Source organism: Mesonia profundi (genome assembly GCF_031085155.1).
In the GTDB taxonomy this organism is placed as follows: Bacteria; Bacteroidota; Bacteroidia; order Flavobacteriales; family Flavobacteriaceae; genus Mesonia; species Mesonia profundi.
Map to the genome: position 1 here is coordinate 36,093 of NZ_JAVHUL010000007.1, position 16,272 is coordinate 52,364.

Annotated in this window: 15 protein-coding genes and 3 tRNA genes; 12 read left to right on the forward strand and 6 right to left on the reverse strand. The window is 35.7% G+C overall.

Features of this window, described 5'->3' with window-relative positions:
• Positions 1-3 precede the first annotated feature (3 nt).
• Together RBU60_RS04040 and RBU60_RS04045 are read left to right on the forward strand one after the other, a co-directional pair.
• On the forward strand, positions 4-2,157 hold the full coding sequence (locus tag RBU60_RS04040; RefSeq protein ID WP_308863385.1) for a DUF349 domain-containing protein: 2,154 nt from the start codon (positions 4-6) through the stop codon (positions 2,155-2,157).
• A 35-nt stretch (positions 2,158-2,192) separates the two neighbouring features.
• Complete coding sequence (locus RBU60_RS04045) at positions 2,193-3,068, forward strand: DUF808 domain-containing protein (protein ID WP_308863386.1); 876 nt, start codon at positions 2,193-2,195, stop codon at positions 3,066-3,068.
• A gap of 78 nt (positions 3,069-3,146) precedes the next feature.
• Here the strand turns inward: RBU60_RS04045 and RBU60_RS04050 are convergent, their stop codons facing one another.
• Complete coding sequence (locus tag RBU60_RS04050; RefSeq protein WP_308863387.1) at positions 3,147-3,386, reverse strand: hypothetical protein; 240 nt, start codon at positions 3,384-3,386, stop codon at positions 3,147-3,149.
• Positions 3,387-3,729: 343 nt separating this feature from the next.
• Between RBU60_RS04050 and RBU60_RS04055 the strand changes: the two genes are divergently transcribed.
• The 3 genes from RBU60_RS04055 (at position 3,730) to RBU60_RS04065 (ending at position 6,014) form a co-directional block, all read left to right on the forward strand.
• Positions 3,730-4,938: a M24 family metallopeptidase gene (locus RBU60_RS04055; protein WP_308863388.1), complete on the forward strand. Its 1,209-nt coding sequence runs from the start codon at positions 3,730-3,732 to the stop codon at positions 4,936-4,938.
• A gap of 471 nt (positions 4,939-5,409) precedes the next feature.
• Positions 5,410-5,595: a hypothetical protein gene (locus RBU60_RS04060; protein WP_308863389.1), complete on the forward strand. Its 186-nt coding sequence runs from the start codon at positions 5,410-5,412 to the stop codon at positions 5,593-5,595.
• A 23-nt stretch (positions 5,596-5,618) separates the two neighbouring features.
• On the forward strand, positions 5,619-6,014 hold the full coding sequence (locus tag RBU60_RS04065; protein WP_308863391.1) for a CPBP family intramembrane glutamic endopeptidase: 396 nt from the start codon (positions 5,619-5,621) through the stop codon (positions 6,012-6,014).
• A gap of 255 nt (positions 6,015-6,269) precedes the next feature.
• On the opposite strand, the gene rpsA is transcribed toward RBU60_RS04065, so the two are convergent.
• The 4 genes from rpsA to RBU60_RS04085 all read right to left on the reverse strand — a co-directional run bounded on the left by rpsA (position 6,270) and on the right by RBU60_RS04085 (position 11,331).
• Positions 6,270-8,093, reverse strand: coding sequence for a 30S ribosomal protein S1 (gene rpsA / locus RBU60_RS04070; RefSeq protein WP_308863392.1), 1,824 nt, complete (start codon positions 8,091-8,093; stop codon positions 6,270-6,272).
• A gap of 190 nt (positions 8,094-8,283) precedes the next feature.
• Positions 8,284-8,973 carry a (d)CMP kinase gene (gene cmk, locus RBU60_RS04075; protein WP_308863393.1) on the reverse strand — a complete coding sequence of 230 codons (690 nt, stop codon included), beginning with the start codon at positions 8,971-8,973 and terminating at the stop codon, positions 8,284-8,286.
• A 282-nt stretch (positions 8,974-9,255) separates the two neighbouring features.
• Entirely contained in the window at positions 9,256-10,275 is a 1,020-nt protein-coding gene (porQ, locus tag RBU60_RS04080) for a type IX secretion system protein PorQ (RefSeq protein WP_308863394.1), read from the reverse strand.
• A gap of 111 nt (positions 10,276-10,386) precedes the next feature.
• The gene (locus RBU60_RS04085) at positions 10,387-11,331 is read right to left on the reverse strand and encodes an FKBP-type peptidyl-prolyl cis-trans isomerase (protein WP_308863395.1); all 945 of its coding nucleotides are present in this window, start codon (positions 11,329-11,331) and stop codon (positions 10,387-10,389) included.
• A 74-nt stretch (positions 11,332-11,405) separates the two neighbouring features.
• On the opposite strand from RBU60_RS04085, the gene RBU60_RS04090 reads away from it, so the two are divergent.
• Entirely contained in the window at positions 11,406-11,810 is a 405-nt protein-coding gene (locus RBU60_RS04090) for an RNA-binding S4 domain-containing protein (RefSeq protein ID WP_308863396.1), read from the forward strand.
• Positions 11,811-11,813: 3 nt separating this feature from the next.
• Positions 11,814-12,314: a phosphoribosyltransferase family protein gene (locus tag RBU60_RS04095; protein ID WP_308863397.1), complete on the forward strand. Its 501-nt coding sequence runs from the start codon at positions 11,814-11,816 to the stop codon at positions 12,312-12,314.
• Here the strand turns inward: RBU60_RS04095 and RBU60_RS04100 are convergent.
• Positions 12,309-12,827 (reverse strand): shikimate kinase, encoded by a 519-nt coding sequence (locus tag RBU60_RS04100; RefSeq protein WP_308863398.1) that lies wholly within the window; start codon positions 12,825-12,827, stop codon positions 12,309-12,311. The genes RBU60_RS04095 and RBU60_RS04100 overlap by 6 nt on opposite strands.
• Before the next feature lie 126 nt (positions 12,828-12,953).
• Here RBU60_RS04100 and RBU60_RS04105 point away from each other — a divergent pair.
• The 5 genes from RBU60_RS04105 (at position 12,954) to RBU60_RS04125 (ending at position 16,269) form a co-directional block, all read left to right on the forward strand.
• Positions 12,954-13,026: transfer RNA gene (locus RBU60_RS04105), tRNA-Lys, on the forward strand.
• Positions 13,027-13,250: 224 nt separating this feature from the next.
• Positions 13,251-13,323 (forward strand) — tRNA-Lys (locus tag RBU60_RS04110).
• A gap of 220 nt (positions 13,324-13,543) precedes the next feature.
• Positions 13,544-13,627 (forward strand) — tRNA-Leu (locus RBU60_RS04115).
• A 276-nt stretch (positions 13,628-13,903) separates the two neighbouring features.
• A complete protein-coding gene (locus RBU60_RS04120) occupies positions 13,904-14,800 on the forward strand; it encodes a MerR family transcriptional regulator (RefSeq protein ID WP_308863399.1) in 897 nt (298 codons plus the stop codon).
• 2 nt (positions 14,801-14,802) lie between these two features.
• Positions 14,803-16,269, forward strand: a complete 1,467-nt coding sequence (locus tag RBU60_RS04125) for a phytoene desaturase family protein (RefSeq protein ID WP_308863401.1) — start codon at positions 14,803-14,805, stop codon at positions 16,267-16,269.
• The last annotated feature ends 3 nt before the right edge of the window (positions 16,270-16,272 follow it).

Consider the following 16,272-nt stretch of genomic DNA (forward strand, 5'->3'; position numbering starts at 1 on the left):
AAAATGTCTGATAAGGAAACTCACGATCAAGAAAACGAAGAACAACAAAAAAATCCAACGCCATCAGCGGAAGCTAAAGAGAACAGCGATAAAGATGCTAATATAGAAGATGCAATGGTAGAGGAAGCAGATTTCGAAAGAAACGTGGAAACTCCTGTAAGCGCGGAAGATGATGAAGCGGAGACAGAAACAGAAATGTTAAAAAAATCAGGTTCCGATAAAAAATCTGAAACCACAGATTCTAAAACCAAAGAAGAAGGTAATGATGCCGATTTGGAAAATGCCATCGTAGATGAATCTGGTTCTGAAAAGCAAGCCGAAACTCCTATTTCTGATCCTGAAGAGAAGGAAGAAGAAGCTAAGGACGGCGATATGCATAAGGAAATGGATGAAGCCATTGCGGAAGAAAGTGAAGATGAGGATTCCGGGAAAAAACATGACATTGAAATGAAAGACTATCATGCGATGAGCATGAAAGACTTAGTTAGTGAGTTGCAGTCCTTGGTCAAGAATCAAAAAATTCAGGCCATAAAAGATCATATAGAGGAAATCAAAACCGAATTTAATGCGAAGTTTGAAGAAGAAATGGAGCAGAAAAAGGAGGATTTCTTGGAAGATGGTGGAAACATCATCGATTTTCAATACTCTACTCCCGTAAAAAAAGAATTCAACTCTGCTTATTTCGATTATAAAGAAAAACGTAACCTTCATTACCAGCAGCTAAAGCAAAATTTAAATGAAAATTTAAACCGCAGGCTGGCTATTATTGAAGAGTTAAAAGGGATGATTGGGGCTGGAGCCGACATGAATGCTAACTTTAAAGAATTTAAAGAGCTGCAAGAACGTTGGAAAAAAGCGGGTGCCATCCCAAGAGATCAATACAATACGGTTTGGAACAATTACCACCATCACGTAGAACACTTTTATGATTTCTTGCACCTAGATAGAGAGTTTAGAGACATGGACTTTAAGCACAATCTAGAGCAGAAACTTAAAATGATCACTAGAGCTGAAGAATTGGCTCAAGAAACCAATATCAATAGAGCATTTAGAGAACTACAAATGCTTCACAAAATGTGGAAGGAAGATGTAGGGCCTGTAGAAAAGCAGTACCGCGAAGATATTTGGGGAAAATTTAGTGAGGCTACCAAAAAAATTCACGAAAATAGACAAGCTCATTTTGCGGAATTAGATAAAGAGAAAGAGAAAAATCTAGAGGTTAAAAATGACTTGATTAGTCAAATACAAGAATTTGCAAGTCTAGACATCACCTCTCATAACCAAGCTCAACAACGCATTAAAAAGATAGAAGCTTTAAGAGAGCAGTTTTTTAAAGCGGGAAAAGTTCCTAGAAATGTAAATGAGGAAACTTGGTCTAAGTTTAAAGAAACGGTTAGAGAATTTAACCGCAAAAAGAATGCTTACTATAAAGATCTTAAAAAAGAGCAGTACCAAAATCTAGAGAAAAAATTAGAATTGGTAGAAATTGCCGAAGATAATAAGGACAATAACGACATGGAGGCGACTACGCCTATCATGAAAAAGGTACAAAGCGAATGGAGAAAAGTAGGTCACGTTCCTAGAAAAGATAGTGACAAGATCTGGAAACGCTTTAAAAAAGCCTGTAACCACTACTTTGATCGTCTACATTCTAAGCAAGACGAAGAGAATAAAGAAGGCATAGAAGCATTTGAAAAGAAAAAGCAAATGCTGGAAAAAATCAAAGAGCTTGAATTACCTAAAGATCACAAAGAAGCCTTAGCGCTGATTAAAACCAAAATTTCTGAATGGAAAGAATTGGGAAGAGTACCTTATAAAATGAAGTATATTGAAGGAAAATTCAATAAGATATTGGATCATTTATTCAATGATTTAGACTTGAGTAAGAAAGACTCTGAAATGCTGAAGTACGAAAATCGTTTACAAGCATTAGATGATGCAGACGATACCGAAAAAATAAGAAAAGAGCAGTTCTTTATTCGCAAGAGAATTGATGAGACCAAAGCAGAAATAAGACAATTGGAAAACAACATGCAGTTTTTCTCTAATGCAGATGAGTCTAACCCCCTATTTAAAGAGGTCTTAAAGAACATTGAAGGTCATAAGCTAGATTTGGAAACTTGGAAAGCTAAATTAAAGAAGTTAAGAGCTTTATAATCTTTAGCTCTCCTTATTACCTCCAAATATAAATTATGGCTTCAGGAATATTTGCAATTTTAGATGACATCGCTGCCTTAATGGATGATGTGGCGATGATGAGTAAAGTCGCTGCAAAAAAAACAGCAGGTATATTAGGAGATGATTTGGCGGTAAACGCCGAAAAAGCTTCCGGCTTTGTTTCTTCTAGAGAAATTCCTGTGCTTTGGGCAATCACCAAGGGTTCGCTCCTAAACAAAGCCATCATTCTCCCCATTGCCTTTTTATTAAGTGCTTTTTTACCTTGGGCCGTTACCGCGGTTTTATTACTAGGTGGACTTTATCTAGGCTATGAAGGTGCCGAAAAGATTTATCATTTCTTTAGTCCTCATCACGATGAGTCCAAAAAAGAAGAGTTAAAAGAAGTAAGTAGCAAGGAAGACATTTTGGCTTTAGAAAAAGAGCGGGTAAAATCGGCTATTCTAACCGACTTTATTCTTTCGGTTGAAATTGTCATCATTGCTTTGGGAACGGTCGTTAATGAGACGATTACTACCCAAATTATTGTAGTTACCATTATTGCTATCATTGCCACTGTAGGTGTCTACGGAATTGTAGCACTTATTGTAAGAATGGATGAAGCTGGTCATCATTTGATAGAAAAAAGCACATCAGAAAAGAGTTTTACCAACAAGTTAGGACAACTATTAGTCGCAGCTTTACCCAAAGTCATTAAAAGCTTAAGTGTTATTGGTACCATTGCCTTACTTTTAGTAGCAGGAGGAATTTTTGTTCACAATATAGAATTTATACACAACTTCTTACCAGAATCTATACCCTCCATTGTTTGGGAATTTTTAATCGGTTTAGTCGTTGGATTTGTGTGTTTGCTTTTGGTAGAATTATTCTTAAAAATTAAGAGAGCTTTTTAGAACCTATTAAGTTTCGTTATCTTTTTCTTACTCCTCATTTCATTGCAGAGATGGAAGCTTAACGATACTCTCTATGAATCATTTTTCTAATTCGGTTCCAAACTTATCCATTTCAATGCCACAGTTCGTACACGTATATCCACCGTATAAAGCTTGCTTCATATTATTTGGTTTTCGTATGATCTCTTGCTTCTCATTGCACTTAGGACAATGCACCCGACTTAAATTAATTCCCATCTTTGAGTCTTTACTTCCTTTTTGCAATAAAGTAAAAACAACTAATAGTGCAATCCCTATTATAACTCCTATAACCATCATACGTATAAAATTTTCTTGAAATTGATTTGAAATAGCTAGACTTCGTTATAAATATAAGCGTTTATTTCACTTAATTTCAAAGAATAACTACTTTATTGCGGAAGACTTTTAGGAGTTCAATATATTTAATTTTCAGCATTTATCACTCTTCCTCCTGGTTGATGTTGAGGAATCTCCTTGTTGTTTTATACAAATTTTAGGAAAATACCAGTTAGATTTGATTAATTTTAAAGCTATCTGTATTAACCCGTCTGTATGGGTAATCAGATTGCCTAGAAGTAGATCAATAATAAAGTTTCATCTCTGCTGAAGTCTCAGCATTAATTTTTAAAACACATTAAGAATGAATAGCAATAGAAAATACGGTATTGGCGGTAGTACGCCAGAAGAAGAACTTTCTAAGTTAAGCGCTCCAACCAAAAAGCCAACTCCTATTAAGGATAAAGAATTTCAAGATAGAATTGATAAAGCATGTGCAGCTTTAAAAGCAAAAGGATTAGATGCACTTTACATCAATGCAGGAACAAATCTCTATTACTTTACCAATACGCAATGGCATCCTTCAGAACGCTTAGTAGGAGCGCTTCTTTTTGCTGATGGAAGTCTTCAATATGTAGTTCCTGAATTTGAAATAGGTACTTTTAATGATTTCATCGGAATTAAAGGTGGCATCATTCCTTGGTTAGAACACGAATCCCCCATCCAGAAAATTGCTGAAGCTGTTGCAGAAGATACCCGTTTAGCGATGGATGATTCCACTCCGTTTACGATGGTTTCTCATTTTCAAGAACATAAAAAGTTTAAAATTAGCAGTGCGGAAGAACTCATTAGAGATATTAGAATGTTGAAAAGCAAAGCTGAAATCGCACACCTTCAATACCCAATGGACTTAACCCTGCAAGTACACCAAGCGACAGCGAGAATTCTAAAACCAGGAATTACCACCGCCGAAGTGGAAGACTTTATTCACAAAGCGCATCAAAAATTAGGTATTGCCAGTGGAAACTACTTTTGTATTGTTTTATTCGGAAAAGATTCTAGTTTCCCTCACGGCGTAAAATCACCAAAACCACTGGAGGAAAATGATATTGTTTTAGTAGATACCGGTACGCAGTATAACGGTTATATTTCTGACATTACCAGAACCTATAGTTATGGAGACGCTACCGATAAGGAAAAAGAAATTTGGAAAAATGAAAAAGCAGCTCAATTCGCTGCTTTTGATGCCGCACAACTCGGCAAGCCTTGCGGGCATATAGACGACCAAGTACGCGTGCAATTAGAAAAAGACGGACTCGGCCCCAACTACGACCTACCGGGTTTACCGCATAGAACAGGTCACGGTATTGGATTAGACATCCACGAACATCCATTTATTTTAAGAGGAAATGACATTAAGATACAAGCAGGAATGACGTTTAGTATTGAACCTATGATTGTGGTTCCAGATGAATTCGGAATTCGATTAGAAGATCACGTTTATATGACAGAAGAAGGTCCGCAATGGTTTACAGAGCCATCACATAGTATCGATAACCCGTTTGGAGTTTAACGTTGTTGTCACTTCGATTGGGCTGCTTTAGAAAACAAGCAATCTTAGATGGCGTAGCTTTTCTTAGTAGGTTGTATCGAGAAGACTCGGCTAAAACGATTTTCGTGTCTTGATCATGAGTTCTCGATACACTGCTTTCTCTCCATTGCATTACGAAAGAGCAGCACTCGAACTGACATGTCACTTCGATTGGGCTGCTTTAGAAAATAAGCAACCTTAGATGGCGTAGCTTTTCTTAGCCCGTTGTATCGAGAAGACTTGGTTAAAAACGATTTTCGTGTCCCGGTCATGAGTTCTCGATACTCTGTTTTCTCTTCACTGCGTTACGAAAAGCAGCACCTACCGCAGGCAGGCTTCTACTGACATCCATTTAAAAATAGAGCTCACGATAAATTTTTATTTACTAACTTAGTAATACAAAAACACAATACACTAAATGTAAACACTTTATACTGACTTAAGAAAGAAAAGATGCTAGGAGAAATTATAGGAGCGATTGTACAGATATTAGTTTTTACACTGATTCCATTTCTAGTATATCTGGTTAAGAAGAAAACTTTAAAAGGATTTTTAGATTCTATAGGCTTAAAAAAATCTAATATAAAAGCCAATTTACTTGCTGTCTTGGCATCACTTATTTTAGTGATTCCCCCCTAAAGAGTGATTCCTTTAGAGAAATTATGTTTAATCCGCATAGTATAACCGGGAAATTAGGAGAGATGGGGGTTGGGACTAATTCAATAATTATTCTTTTAATCGTGGCTATATTCAAAACATCTTTTGCTGAAGAGATTCTATTTCGTGGATTTATAGGCAAAGGATTAATTAATTCAATGAGGTTTATAAAAGGCAATACGCTCCAAGCAATCATTTTTGGAGTATTACATTTGGCGCTCTTTGCTACTATTACGCTTAACCTCTCTATTTTAAGTATCATTTTTATTTCTACAGCGCTTATAGCTTATGTTTTTGGGTATCTAAATGAAAAAAAAGCGAATGGGAGTATTATTCCTAGCTGGATTGCCCATGCCTTAGCAAATACGGCCACTTACATATGTGTTGGATTCTTGATGTAACGAGATAAAGTAGAAATAAATCGGTTGTCTTATCAAAAATAGAAGTTAGCGTTTACATCAATGATACCTAACCAATGAACGAAGGTGTTTTAATGGATGCAGTGCTCAACTCTGGATGATAAGTGATAAAAGTTTATTATTGGAGAGAGAGTGGATAGTACAATTGAATTTCATAAAAAAAACTTTAAAAAAATCCATAAAAAAAGCCCTCTCCAAAGGAGAAGGCTTTTTATTTATGGATAAATAGTCAGAAAATTACTTCCCTTCCATTTTATCTTTTAAAGCTTGTAAGTCTGCATTAGCATCTCCAAGAGTAGGTTTGTTCTCCTCTTGTGATTTCTTAGCGGCTTGTTTTACAATCTTAGCTTCGTCTTCTTTATGAATAGACATATGAGAAGCAACTACACGCTTAAATTCTTTATTGAATTCAATGATGATAAACTCAGCTTCGTCTCCTTTACCTAATTTAGATCCATCTTCTTTCTCTAAATGACGTGTCGGTACAAATGCGGTGATATCTTCGTTAAATTCAATCGTAGCTCCTTTGTCTACCATCTCATCGATAGTAGCGGTATGCTTCGTTCCTACTGCGAACTCAGTTACATACTTATCCCAAGGATTATCTTCTGTTTGCTTATGACCTAAACTTAATTTACGTCCTTCCACATCCAACTCAAGAACTACAACGTCTAATTTATCTCCTACGTTACAGAATTCTGATGGGTGCTTAATTTTCTTAGTCCAAGAAAGGTCTGAGATATAAATTAAACCATCAATTCCTTCTTCTAATTCTACGAACACACCAAAGTTAGTAAAGTTTCTTACGATACCATTATGACGAGAACCAACTGGATATTTAGTAGTAATATCTGTCCAAGGATCTGGCGTTAATTGCTTAATACCAAGAGACATTTTACGCTCTTCTCTATCTAAAGTTAAGATTTGCGCTTCTACCTCATCTCCTACATTTACGAAATCCTGAGCCGAACGCAAGTGCGTAGACCAAGACATTTCAGAAACGTGGATTAATCCTTCAACACCTTCGGCTACTTCGATAAATGCACCGTAATCTGCGATTACAACTACTTTACCTTTTACTTTATCCCCAACTTTTAAGTTTTCGTCTAAAGCTTCCCAAGGATGTTTGCTTAATTGTTTAAGACCTAATTGAATTCTCGTTTTAGCCTCATCAAAGTCTAAAATTACAACATTCAATTTCTGATCTAATTCAACAATCTCATTTGGATGGTTGATTCTAGACCAAGAAAGATCTGTAATGTGAACTAATCCATCAACTCCTCCAAGATCAACAAACACACCGTAAGAAGTAATATTCTTCACGGTACCTTCTAATACTTGACCTTTTTCTAATTGACCAATAATTTCTTTTTTCTGTTCCTCGATATCTGCTTCAATAAGCGCTTTATGAGAAACAACAACGTTTTTAAACTCGTGATTAATTTTCACCACTTTAAATTCCATTGTTTTATTTACGTAAGCATCGTAATCTCTAATTGGCTTCACGTCAATTTGAGAACCTGGTAAGAAGGCTTCGATTCCAAATACATCTACAATCATACCACCTTTAGTACGACATTTAACGAATCCATTAACGATAGTCGCTTCTTCATGGGCCGCATTAACGCGATCCCAAGCCTTAATTACACGAGCTTTACGGTGAGAAAGTATCAATTGTCCTGTTGAGTCCTCACGAACATCAATAAGCACTTCTACTTTATCTCCTTCCTTTAAACTTGGGTTGTAACGAAATTCGTTTAGAGAGATTACCCCTTCACTCTTTGCGTTGATATCAATAATCGCATCACGATCTGTAATGTTGATTACCGTACCTTCTACTACCTCATCATCTAAGGTATCTACAAAGTTTTCGGCTACTAATTTCTCAAACTCTTCTAACTTTGTATCATCAATTGGGTCAATTCCCTCTTCATAATTGTGCCAGTTAAAATCTTTTAAGAATTTTTCAGGATTTTCTTGTTGCTCGCTTGGAGCTGGTTGAGAATCGGTTGCCATTCCAGCTACTTCTTCTACTTCAGGAGTGTTTTTTTCTTCAGCCATTGCTGATTATCAATTTGTATTCTGTAATTTCTTCGGAAGGTTTAAACAACTGAAACACAGAAGTGTTTATAAAAAATTTAGTTTATTTCCTTTCTCATTTTCCGAAACGCTGTGAAAAGGAGTGCAAAAATACAACTTATTTTTTGATATTCAAACGCTTAGCTCAAAATTTATAAACGAGAATAGTGCGCTAGTTTTCTATGTATTCTAAAGCCAACCGTTTTAGTTTTTCAAACTGCTCCTCTTTAGATAAAATACTGTTATCAAACAAGATGGCGTCTTCTGCTTTTACTAAGGGAGAGTCTTCTCTGGTAGTATCTATATGATCTCTTTCCTGGATATTTTTCAACACCTCTTCATACGTTACTTCATCGCCTTTAGCCATAAGTTCTTCATACCTACGTTGTGCTCTTTTTTCCGCGGAAGCGTTCATAAAAATTTTAAGTTCGGCTTTGGGAAAAACTACGGTACCAATATCCCGACCGTCCATTACGATGCCTTTCTCTGCGCCCATTTTTTGTTGCTGCTCTACCAGTTTTTTTCGTACCGAAGAAATCGCAGCAATCGGACTCACAAACTGAGAAACCTCTAGACTGCGAATCTCGTTTTCTACATTACTTCCGTTAAGGTAAACCTCTGCAATATCATTTTTGGAGTTCAGCTTAAAATTGATTTGAATCTCGCTTAATTTTTTTTCTAAATCTTGCTCTTTCAAATAGTCATCCCCCACCAAATTATGCTTCATTGCAAATAAAGCCACAGCTCGGTACATCGCTCCCGTGTCAATATAAACGTATCCCAAGGCTTTGGCTAGTTGTTTGGCAACGGTACTTTTCCCCGTAGAAGAGAATCCGTCAATGGCAATAATAATTTTTTTCAAAACTAAGCTAATTTGTATGGATGAATCAAAATTCAATAAATACGAAAATAGAATTTATTTGGCAGTTCTAGCCTATGAAAAAGTTTCTTTTTTACTCGTTCTATGATTCTTATTTTTTTATCCTTAACGGAATTGCAATCAACAAAACTACCTAAACGCTTACTGCTTTTAATACTTTTATCATATAAGAAAGATTTTTTACTTCTAGCCCTTAAGCTTAAATGAACTCATATTCAAAAAAGTATTTTAAAAAGCTGACAACTACTAATTAGAGAAGTTTTATTATTGCAAATCAATCTGAAGTCCGAAGAAACTAGAACTGGACGCACTGCTATAACGGGCATAACTATAACTTAAGCGAAGTTTATTAAACTTCACAGATAAACCACCACTAATTCCAGCAAAGGAACGCTGGTCTACAATACGCAATTCTTCCCCGCGTCTAAAGCTGTATCCCAGTCTTAGATTGAAACCCCCATCTGGGAAAATTTCGGCACCTATAATGGTATGCCTAAGCACATTATTAAAGAAGCCAGGATCATCTTTTTCTACATTCCCTTCTAAATCGGTTTCATTTCTAGCCGAATTGCTAAAAGCAATGTTCCACTCTTGTAAATTCTCTAAAGTCACATGCCAGCGAATAGGAATATTCTCTGCTCTTTGAGAAATTCCCAAATCTATTTCTAACGGAATCTTTTCGTAAGATTCAGCATAAGGGGTAAATTGGGTTCCTATATTTCTAACCACTCCGGCTACAACTAAACCCCAATCTTCATAAAAATAGGTAATTCCCAAATCTACCGCACCTCCAAAGGAAGAATATTGCTCTAATTTAGAAGAAATTAATTTCACACTGGCGCCTACATGAAAATCAGTCCACGGGATATTATACGCATAACCAAAAGAAAGCGCTGCTTCCCCTCCACTAAAATCTCCTGTAGCTTCTCCAAATTCATTATAACCATCAAACTGACCATAATTAATATAAGTGATTCCTGTATGAAAAACCTGCGTTCTTCTATCAAATAAATAAGCGTAGGATGCAGTCCCGTAGTTAACATCACCCAGGTAATTCACATAGTTGACAGACAGCTGATTATCCATCCTAAAGTTGATCAAAGAAGGGTTGTAAATTGCGGCAGTAGGATCGTAATCGTAGGTCGTAATGTTTTTACCTCCCAAGGCTGCTTGCCGCGGAGAAGCTACCAAATTAAGAAATTGGTACGTAGACTGTCCTCCTATTTGCGCCGACAAATGGAATGAGCAGATAAATAATAAGAGTACCAAGCCTATTCTTTGCATAGCGGCAAAAGTAACTATTTATGATAGGAAACGGAATAGGAACGTTTTTATTTTCGAGGAAGGAATAAAAAAAGTCCCAATTAAAAAATTGAGACTTTATAAGTTTATCATTTAAGGAAAACTAGGATCTAAATAATCTGGTGTCCCATTTCCATTGGAATCAGGAAATGTGATTTCGTCTGAAGAAATCCATCCGTCTTCGTTAGTATCATTTACTTCAATTTCATCTTTAGTAAGAACGCCGTCACCATCATCATCGGTATCTGCAAAATTTGGCACACGATCTCCATCGGAATCTGTACTAGGTAAATAAAAATCATTATTAAGGTCTTCCATATATGACGGAATCCCATCATCATCATGATCTATTTGAATCCCTTTGTACAATTGAAAAGAAAAAATTAAAGCTTCGTACTGTCCAATAGGTGAATTGAAAGGTGGATCTGCAAAGTAGCCCAATCCAGAAGGAATAAATACTGCTCCAATACCAAAATCATCATTGTAACTTACGGTTCCATCATTATTGGCTACAAAACCAGAAGCGCCTTTAAATTCATTAACTCCTTCAACAAAACCAGTAATAAAACCTCCTTCTCCAATATCTGGAAGATCGAAACTTGTTGGGTTAATACTTTGGTCAAAAGGCTCACCATCTAGTAACTCTCCTCTATAGGTAACAATCACCTTATCTGCAAAAGTAGGCTGGTATTCACTTTCTGCACCTTTTCTTATTTGAAGGTAATACAATGTGTACTCTATATCTCTATCTAAAACCGTTTTAGACTTTAGAAACGGGGAGTCTATGATAGGTGTTTCCCCTGAATTTTCTCCCGCAATGACACCAAAAACCATATTTTGATAATTGGGATTGTTTAGGTTATCCTCCATTTTATAAAAATGGGTTTCTAAAAAAGTTAAAATCTGCTGCTCATTTTCAGCCGCAACCTCTGCTCGATCTCTTAGCTCGACTTTAACACCTCCATCGTCATCACTACCACAAGACACTAAGCTCATAACAGCAATCATCAAGGTAAAAATTAATTTATATTTCATCATTTATGCTTTTTAAGGCTGCAAGATACAATTTTCTTATATTTTTGTTTTGACTTAAAGTTTAAATTTACTCAACTATGCGAATAGATAAGTTTTTATGGTGTGTTCGCTACTTTAAAACCAGAAGCATTGCTACAAATGCTTGTAAAAAAGGACACGTAAAAATAAATGGCAGTAGCGTTAAACCTTCTAGAGATGTTTATGCTACAGATAAAATTGAAGTAAGAAAAAATCAAATTAACTATAAGGTTGAAGTTTTAGATCTACCTCCTTCTCGGGTAGGCGCAAAATTAGTCAACATTTATATTATTGATATTACTCCAAAAGAAAATTTAGAGAAGCTAGATCTTTTAAAGTATTCTAAAGATTATTATCGCAAAAAAGGAACCGGAAGACCTACAAAAAAAGACAGAAGAGATATTGATGAATGGTTTGAAAAACCGAAATCTGAAATAGAACCAGATCAAGAAGAAAAAGACTAAGCTATGAAAAAGGAGACCACATTAATCTTGAACCACACTCAAATAGAGCATAAAATTAGAAGAATTGCTTTTCAAATCTATGAGAACAATATAGAGGAGAAAGAAATAGTCCTTGCCGGAATAGCACGCAGTGGTTATATTTTTGCCGAAAAGTTAAAAGAGTGCCTAGAAAACATCTCCCCTATTCGAATAATTCTTTGCGAAGTAACTGTCAACAAAAAGAAGCCTTTAGATATTGTAAAAACATCTTTAGAAGAAGAACAATACAATAACAAATCTATCATTATGGTAGATGATGTACTCAACTCTGGTGCTACATTAATCTACGGCATTAAACATTTTTTAAATGTACCCTTAAAGAAATTGCAGACGGCCGTTTTGGTAGACAGAAGTCATAAAAGATACCCTATTAAAGCAGATTTTAAAGGCATTTCTCTTTCTACGTCTTTAAGTGAACGAGTGAAAGTATCTTTAAAGGGAGAGTATAAAGCAGAGCTTTTATAATTTTTGCTGAATTAAATCTACCGTTTCTTTTAGGCTCAACGAAGTCACATCTAAGATCAAGTCACTTTGCATATAGTAAAACTGACGCTCAAATAAATGCTTTCTAATAAAGTCATTTAGATCTGCTCTACTTTTTTGAGATCGGATAAGAGGTCTGTTTTCTTTTTCTTCAAACAAGCGATCGCTAAGTACATTTACATCTACTTTTAAATAAATAAGTTTCACCTGCTTATTTTCTTTTAGTAATTCTAGATTATTAGCATAACATGGTGCGCCCCCTCCCAATGCTAAAATGAAACTTTCTGAGTTCGATAAAAGCGATTTTAGCACTTCGTTTTCCTTTTTTCTGAAATAAATTTCACTTTTTATAGAAAAAATTTCAGCGATGGACATTTGCTCATTTTCTTCAATCACTTCATCCAAATCTAAATTTTTTAAACTTAATTTATTGGCTAACAGACGTCCAACTTTAGATTTTCCGGAGCCCATATATCCACACAAAACAATTTTCATAGCCGTAATTTAAAGAGTGTTTATTTTTTTTTTAAAGATATTGAAAATTGTTAGACATTTTACTTGATAAATTAAAAAGACATCTTATATTTGCACCCGCGTTCAAGAAATGAATGTAATTGATAAGATCTGGTAGCTCAGTTGGTAGAGCATCTCCCTTTTAAGGAGAGGGTCCTGGGTTCGAGCCCCAGCCAGATCACAAAAATAAGTTCAGATTTGTTTGGGCGAGAAGTTTATCCTGAGCGGAGCCAATAGGCGAAGTCGAAGGGAGCCCCAGCCAGATCACTTTTTGATTTAAATAATGTGATTCTTTTAGACGAGATGTTTGCAAGTCTTAGACAAAGCAAGCCCCCCGTCCGAACGGATTCATCCGGGCGGGCAGCCAGATCACATAGAATTTAGTTCTTATACATACTTAAAAATGATCTGGTAGCTCAGTTGGTAGAGCATCTCCCTTTTAAGGAGAGGGTCCTGGGTTCGAGCCCCAGCCAGATCACAAAAATAAGTTCAGATTTGTTTGGGCGAGAAGTTTATCCTGAGCGGAGCCAATAGGCGAAGTCGAAGGGAGCCCCAGCCAGATCACTTTTTGATTTAAATAATGTGATTCTTTTAGACGAGATGTTTGCATAGTCTTAGACAAAGCAAGCTCCCCCGTCCAAACGGATTCATCCGGGCGGGCAGCCAGATCACTTTTTATTTATCTTCTTAAATCCTAAGCCCAGGTGCTGGAATTGGTAGACAGGCATGGTTGAGGGCCATGTGTCCTTTAGGGCGTGTGGGTTCAAGTCCCATTCTGGGTACGACTTTAAACTCTAATCTCTTTATTAATAAGTAGTTAGGGTTTTTTTGTTTCTTAAAATGTATCATTCTTGTAGCTTCGATACAATTTTCTTCTGAAAATCACTCAGCCAACCCTCCCACTTTTCAAATCAACATACCTTCAAATTCTCACATCTTCAAATCACCACACCTGCACATCAATTCTTGACTTCATTAAATTTTTGTTTAATCTTTTATTTAAAAAAGTGAACAAAATTAATTTTTATAGCTTAGCTTTGTTATATCAAACCTAGTGCATGTCTTACATAAAAAAAGAATTTAGTATTAAAGACCTAGAGATTCTTAGTGGCGTAAAAGCGCACACCATAAGAATATGGGAAAAAAGATACCATATCTTAGAACCTAATCGAACAGAAACCAACATTAGAGTTTACGATACTATTGCGCTTCAGAAATTGCTAAACATTGCTTTCTTAAATGAAAACGGCTATAAAATATCTAGAATCTCTAAACTTTCCGATGAGGAAATTGCAGATTTGGTTCAGTCTACTTCCTCTTCTAACAATTATGAAAATAGAGCTTTAAAGTCATTGCTTGTTGCGATGTTTAATTTCGATCAAGTATTGTTCTTAAAAACCTACGGTGAACTCCTAGAAACAAGAACCTTTAGTGAAATTTTTAAGGATATTTTTATTCCGTTTTTAAATCAAATCGGCCTTTTGTGGCAAACCAGCACCATTACGCCATCTCATGAACACTTTATTTCTAACTTGATTCGGCAAAAGGTCTACAGTAATATTGAAAAACTTCAATATGAAGAAGCTTTTCATAAAGATCGGTTATTCATCTTGTTTCTTCCCGAAAATGAGATTCACGATTTAGGGATTTTATTTGCCAATTACGAACTGCTCAGTTTAGGCTATAGAGTAATCTTTTTGGGACACACCATTCCGTTAGAAAATTTAAATACCTTTACGAATATGGCTAAAGAAGTCTATTACATCTCCCATTTCACCACAAAACCAGAAAACCCTTCAGAGTATATCAAAAACTTTACAAAAGAGGTTCTTCAAGATTCAAATAAAATAAAACTCTGGGTTTTAGGAAGAAAAAGTACAGATATAAATCCAAGTCTTTTAAATGAAAACATAGCTGTATTTAGTAATATTTCCTCACTTAGCCTACAACTCTAATTATGAAAAAGAAAGTAAGTATTATAGGTTCTGGTTTCTCATCCTTAAGTGCTTCTTGCTATTTGGCTCAGGCAGGTTATGAGGTAGAAATCTTTGAAAAAAATAGTACGATTGGAGGCCGAGCTCGGCAGTTAAAAAAAGACGGCTTTACCTTTGATATTGGTCCTACTTGGTATTGGATGCCCGACGTATTTGAACGTTTTTTCGCCGATTTTAATACTACTCCAAAAGAATTTTATGAGCTCATAAAATTAAGCCCTGCCTATAAAGTGTATTTCAGTAAAGAAGAAAGCATCACTATTGGCGACACTTTAGAGAAGATTTATGCCGCCTTTGAAGAAATTGAAGAAGGCAGTTCTAAAAAGTTAAAAAAATTCATAGATAAGGCAAAAGATAATTACGATATCGCTATCAAAGATTTGGTGTATCGTCCTGGCGTTTCTCCTTTAGAGCTTATTACGCCTAAAACCGCGACCAAACTCAATCAGTTTTTTAGCACTATAGCCAAAGAAGTTAGAAAGGAATTTAAGAATGAAAAACTCATTCAGGTATTAGAATTTCCGGTGTTGTTTTTGGGTGCAAAACCAAGTGATACTCCTGCTTTTTATAGTTTTATGAATTTCGCTGATTTTGGTTTGGGAACTTGGCATCCTAAAGGCGGAATGTATCAGGTCATTCTAGGTTTAGAGAAACTAGCTACAAGTTTAGGAGTGAAAATTCGTCTCAACGCTTCCGCGGAAAAAATACTAGTCAATGACAAGGAGGAAGCTACCGGAATCATTTCCGAGGGAAAAGAATACCCCGCAGATGTAGTTTTGAGTGGAGCTGACTATCATCATACCGAAACCTTATTAGATCAAAAATACCGACAATATTCAGAACAGTATTGGGACAATAAAACCTTTGCACCTTCTTCGCTCCTTTTCTATGTCGCTTTCGACAAGAAAATTAAAAATGTAGAACATCATACCTTATTTTTTGATGTAGATTTTAAAGCACACGCAAAGGCGATTTACGATACCGCAGAATGGCCAGAAGAGCCTTTATTTTATGCCAGCTTTCCATCAAAGACAGATCACAACATTGCACCAGAAGGGAAAGAAGCTGCCATATTTTTAATTCCGCTTGCTCCCGGTTTAAAAGATGAACAATCCTTAAGAGAACGTTATTTTGAGAAGATAATTACTCGTTTTGAAAAGATAACCGACCAAAATATTTCAAATTACGTTATATTTAAAGAGTCCTTCTGTGTAAATGATTTTGTAAAAGAATACAATTCTTACAAAGGAAATGCTTACGGATTAGCGAATACACTTTTACAAACCGCTTTTTTAAGACCCAAGTTAAAAAGTAAGAAAGTAAAAAGTCTTTATTTTACAGGACAATTAACCGTACCAGGACCAGGAGTTCCACCTGCTTTAATTTCTGGCAAACTCGTCGCAGAGCTCATAAAAAAACACAATCATTAAGCC

Coding starts and splice junctions, on each gene's coding strand:
- RBU60_RS04040 (WP_308863385.1), top strand. CDS start 4: ATGTCTGATAAGGAAACTCACGATCAAGAAAACGAAGAACAACAAAAA.
- RBU60_RS04060 (WP_308863389.1), top strand. CDS start 5,410: ATGCTAGGAGAAATTATAGGAGCGATTGTACAGATATTAGTTTTTACA.
- RBU60_RS04090 (WP_308863396.1), top strand. CDS start 11,406: ATGCGAATAGATAAGTTTTTATGGTGTGTTCGCTACTTTAAAACCAGA.
- RBU60_RS04085 (WP_308863395.1), bottom strand. CDS start 11,331: ATGATGAAATATAAATTAATTTTTACCTTGATGATTGCTGTTATGAGC.
- RBU60_RS04065 (WP_308863391.1), top strand. CDS start 5,619: ATGTTTAATCCGCATAGTATAACCGGGAAATTAGGAGAGATGGGGGTT.
- RBU60_RS04045 (WP_308863386.1), top strand. CDS start 2,193: ATGGCTTCAGGAATATTTGCAATTTTAGATGACATCGCTGCCTTAATG.
- RBU60_RS04055 (WP_308863388.1), top strand. CDS start 3,730: ATGAATAGCAATAGAAAATACGGTATTGGCGGTAGTACGCCAGAAGAA.
- porQ (WP_308863394.1), bottom strand. CDS start 10,275: ATGCAAAGAATAGGCTTGGTACTCTTATTATTTATCTGCTCATTCCAT.
- RBU60_RS04125 (WP_308863401.1), top strand. CDS start 14,803: ATGAAAAAGAAAGTAAGTATTATAGGTTCTGGTTTCTCATCCTTAAGT.
- RBU60_RS04120 (WP_308863399.1), top strand. CDS start 13,904: ATGTCTTACATAAAAAAAGAATTTAGTATTAAAGACCTAGAGATTCTT.
- RBU60_RS04100 (WP_308863398.1), bottom strand. CDS start 12,827: ATGAAAATTGTTTTGTGTGGATATATGGGCTCCGGAAAATCTAAAGTT.
- RBU60_RS04050 (WP_308863387.1), bottom strand. CDS start 3,386: ATGATGGTTATAGGAGTTATAATAGGGATTGCACTATTAGTTGTTTTT.
- RBU60_RS04095 (WP_308863397.1), top strand. CDS start 11,814: ATGAAAAAGGAGACCACATTAATCTTGAACCACACTCAAATAGAGCAT.
- rpsA (WP_308863392.1), bottom strand. CDS start 8,093: ATGGCTGAAGAAAAAAACACTCCTGAAGTAGAAGAAGTAGCTGGAATG.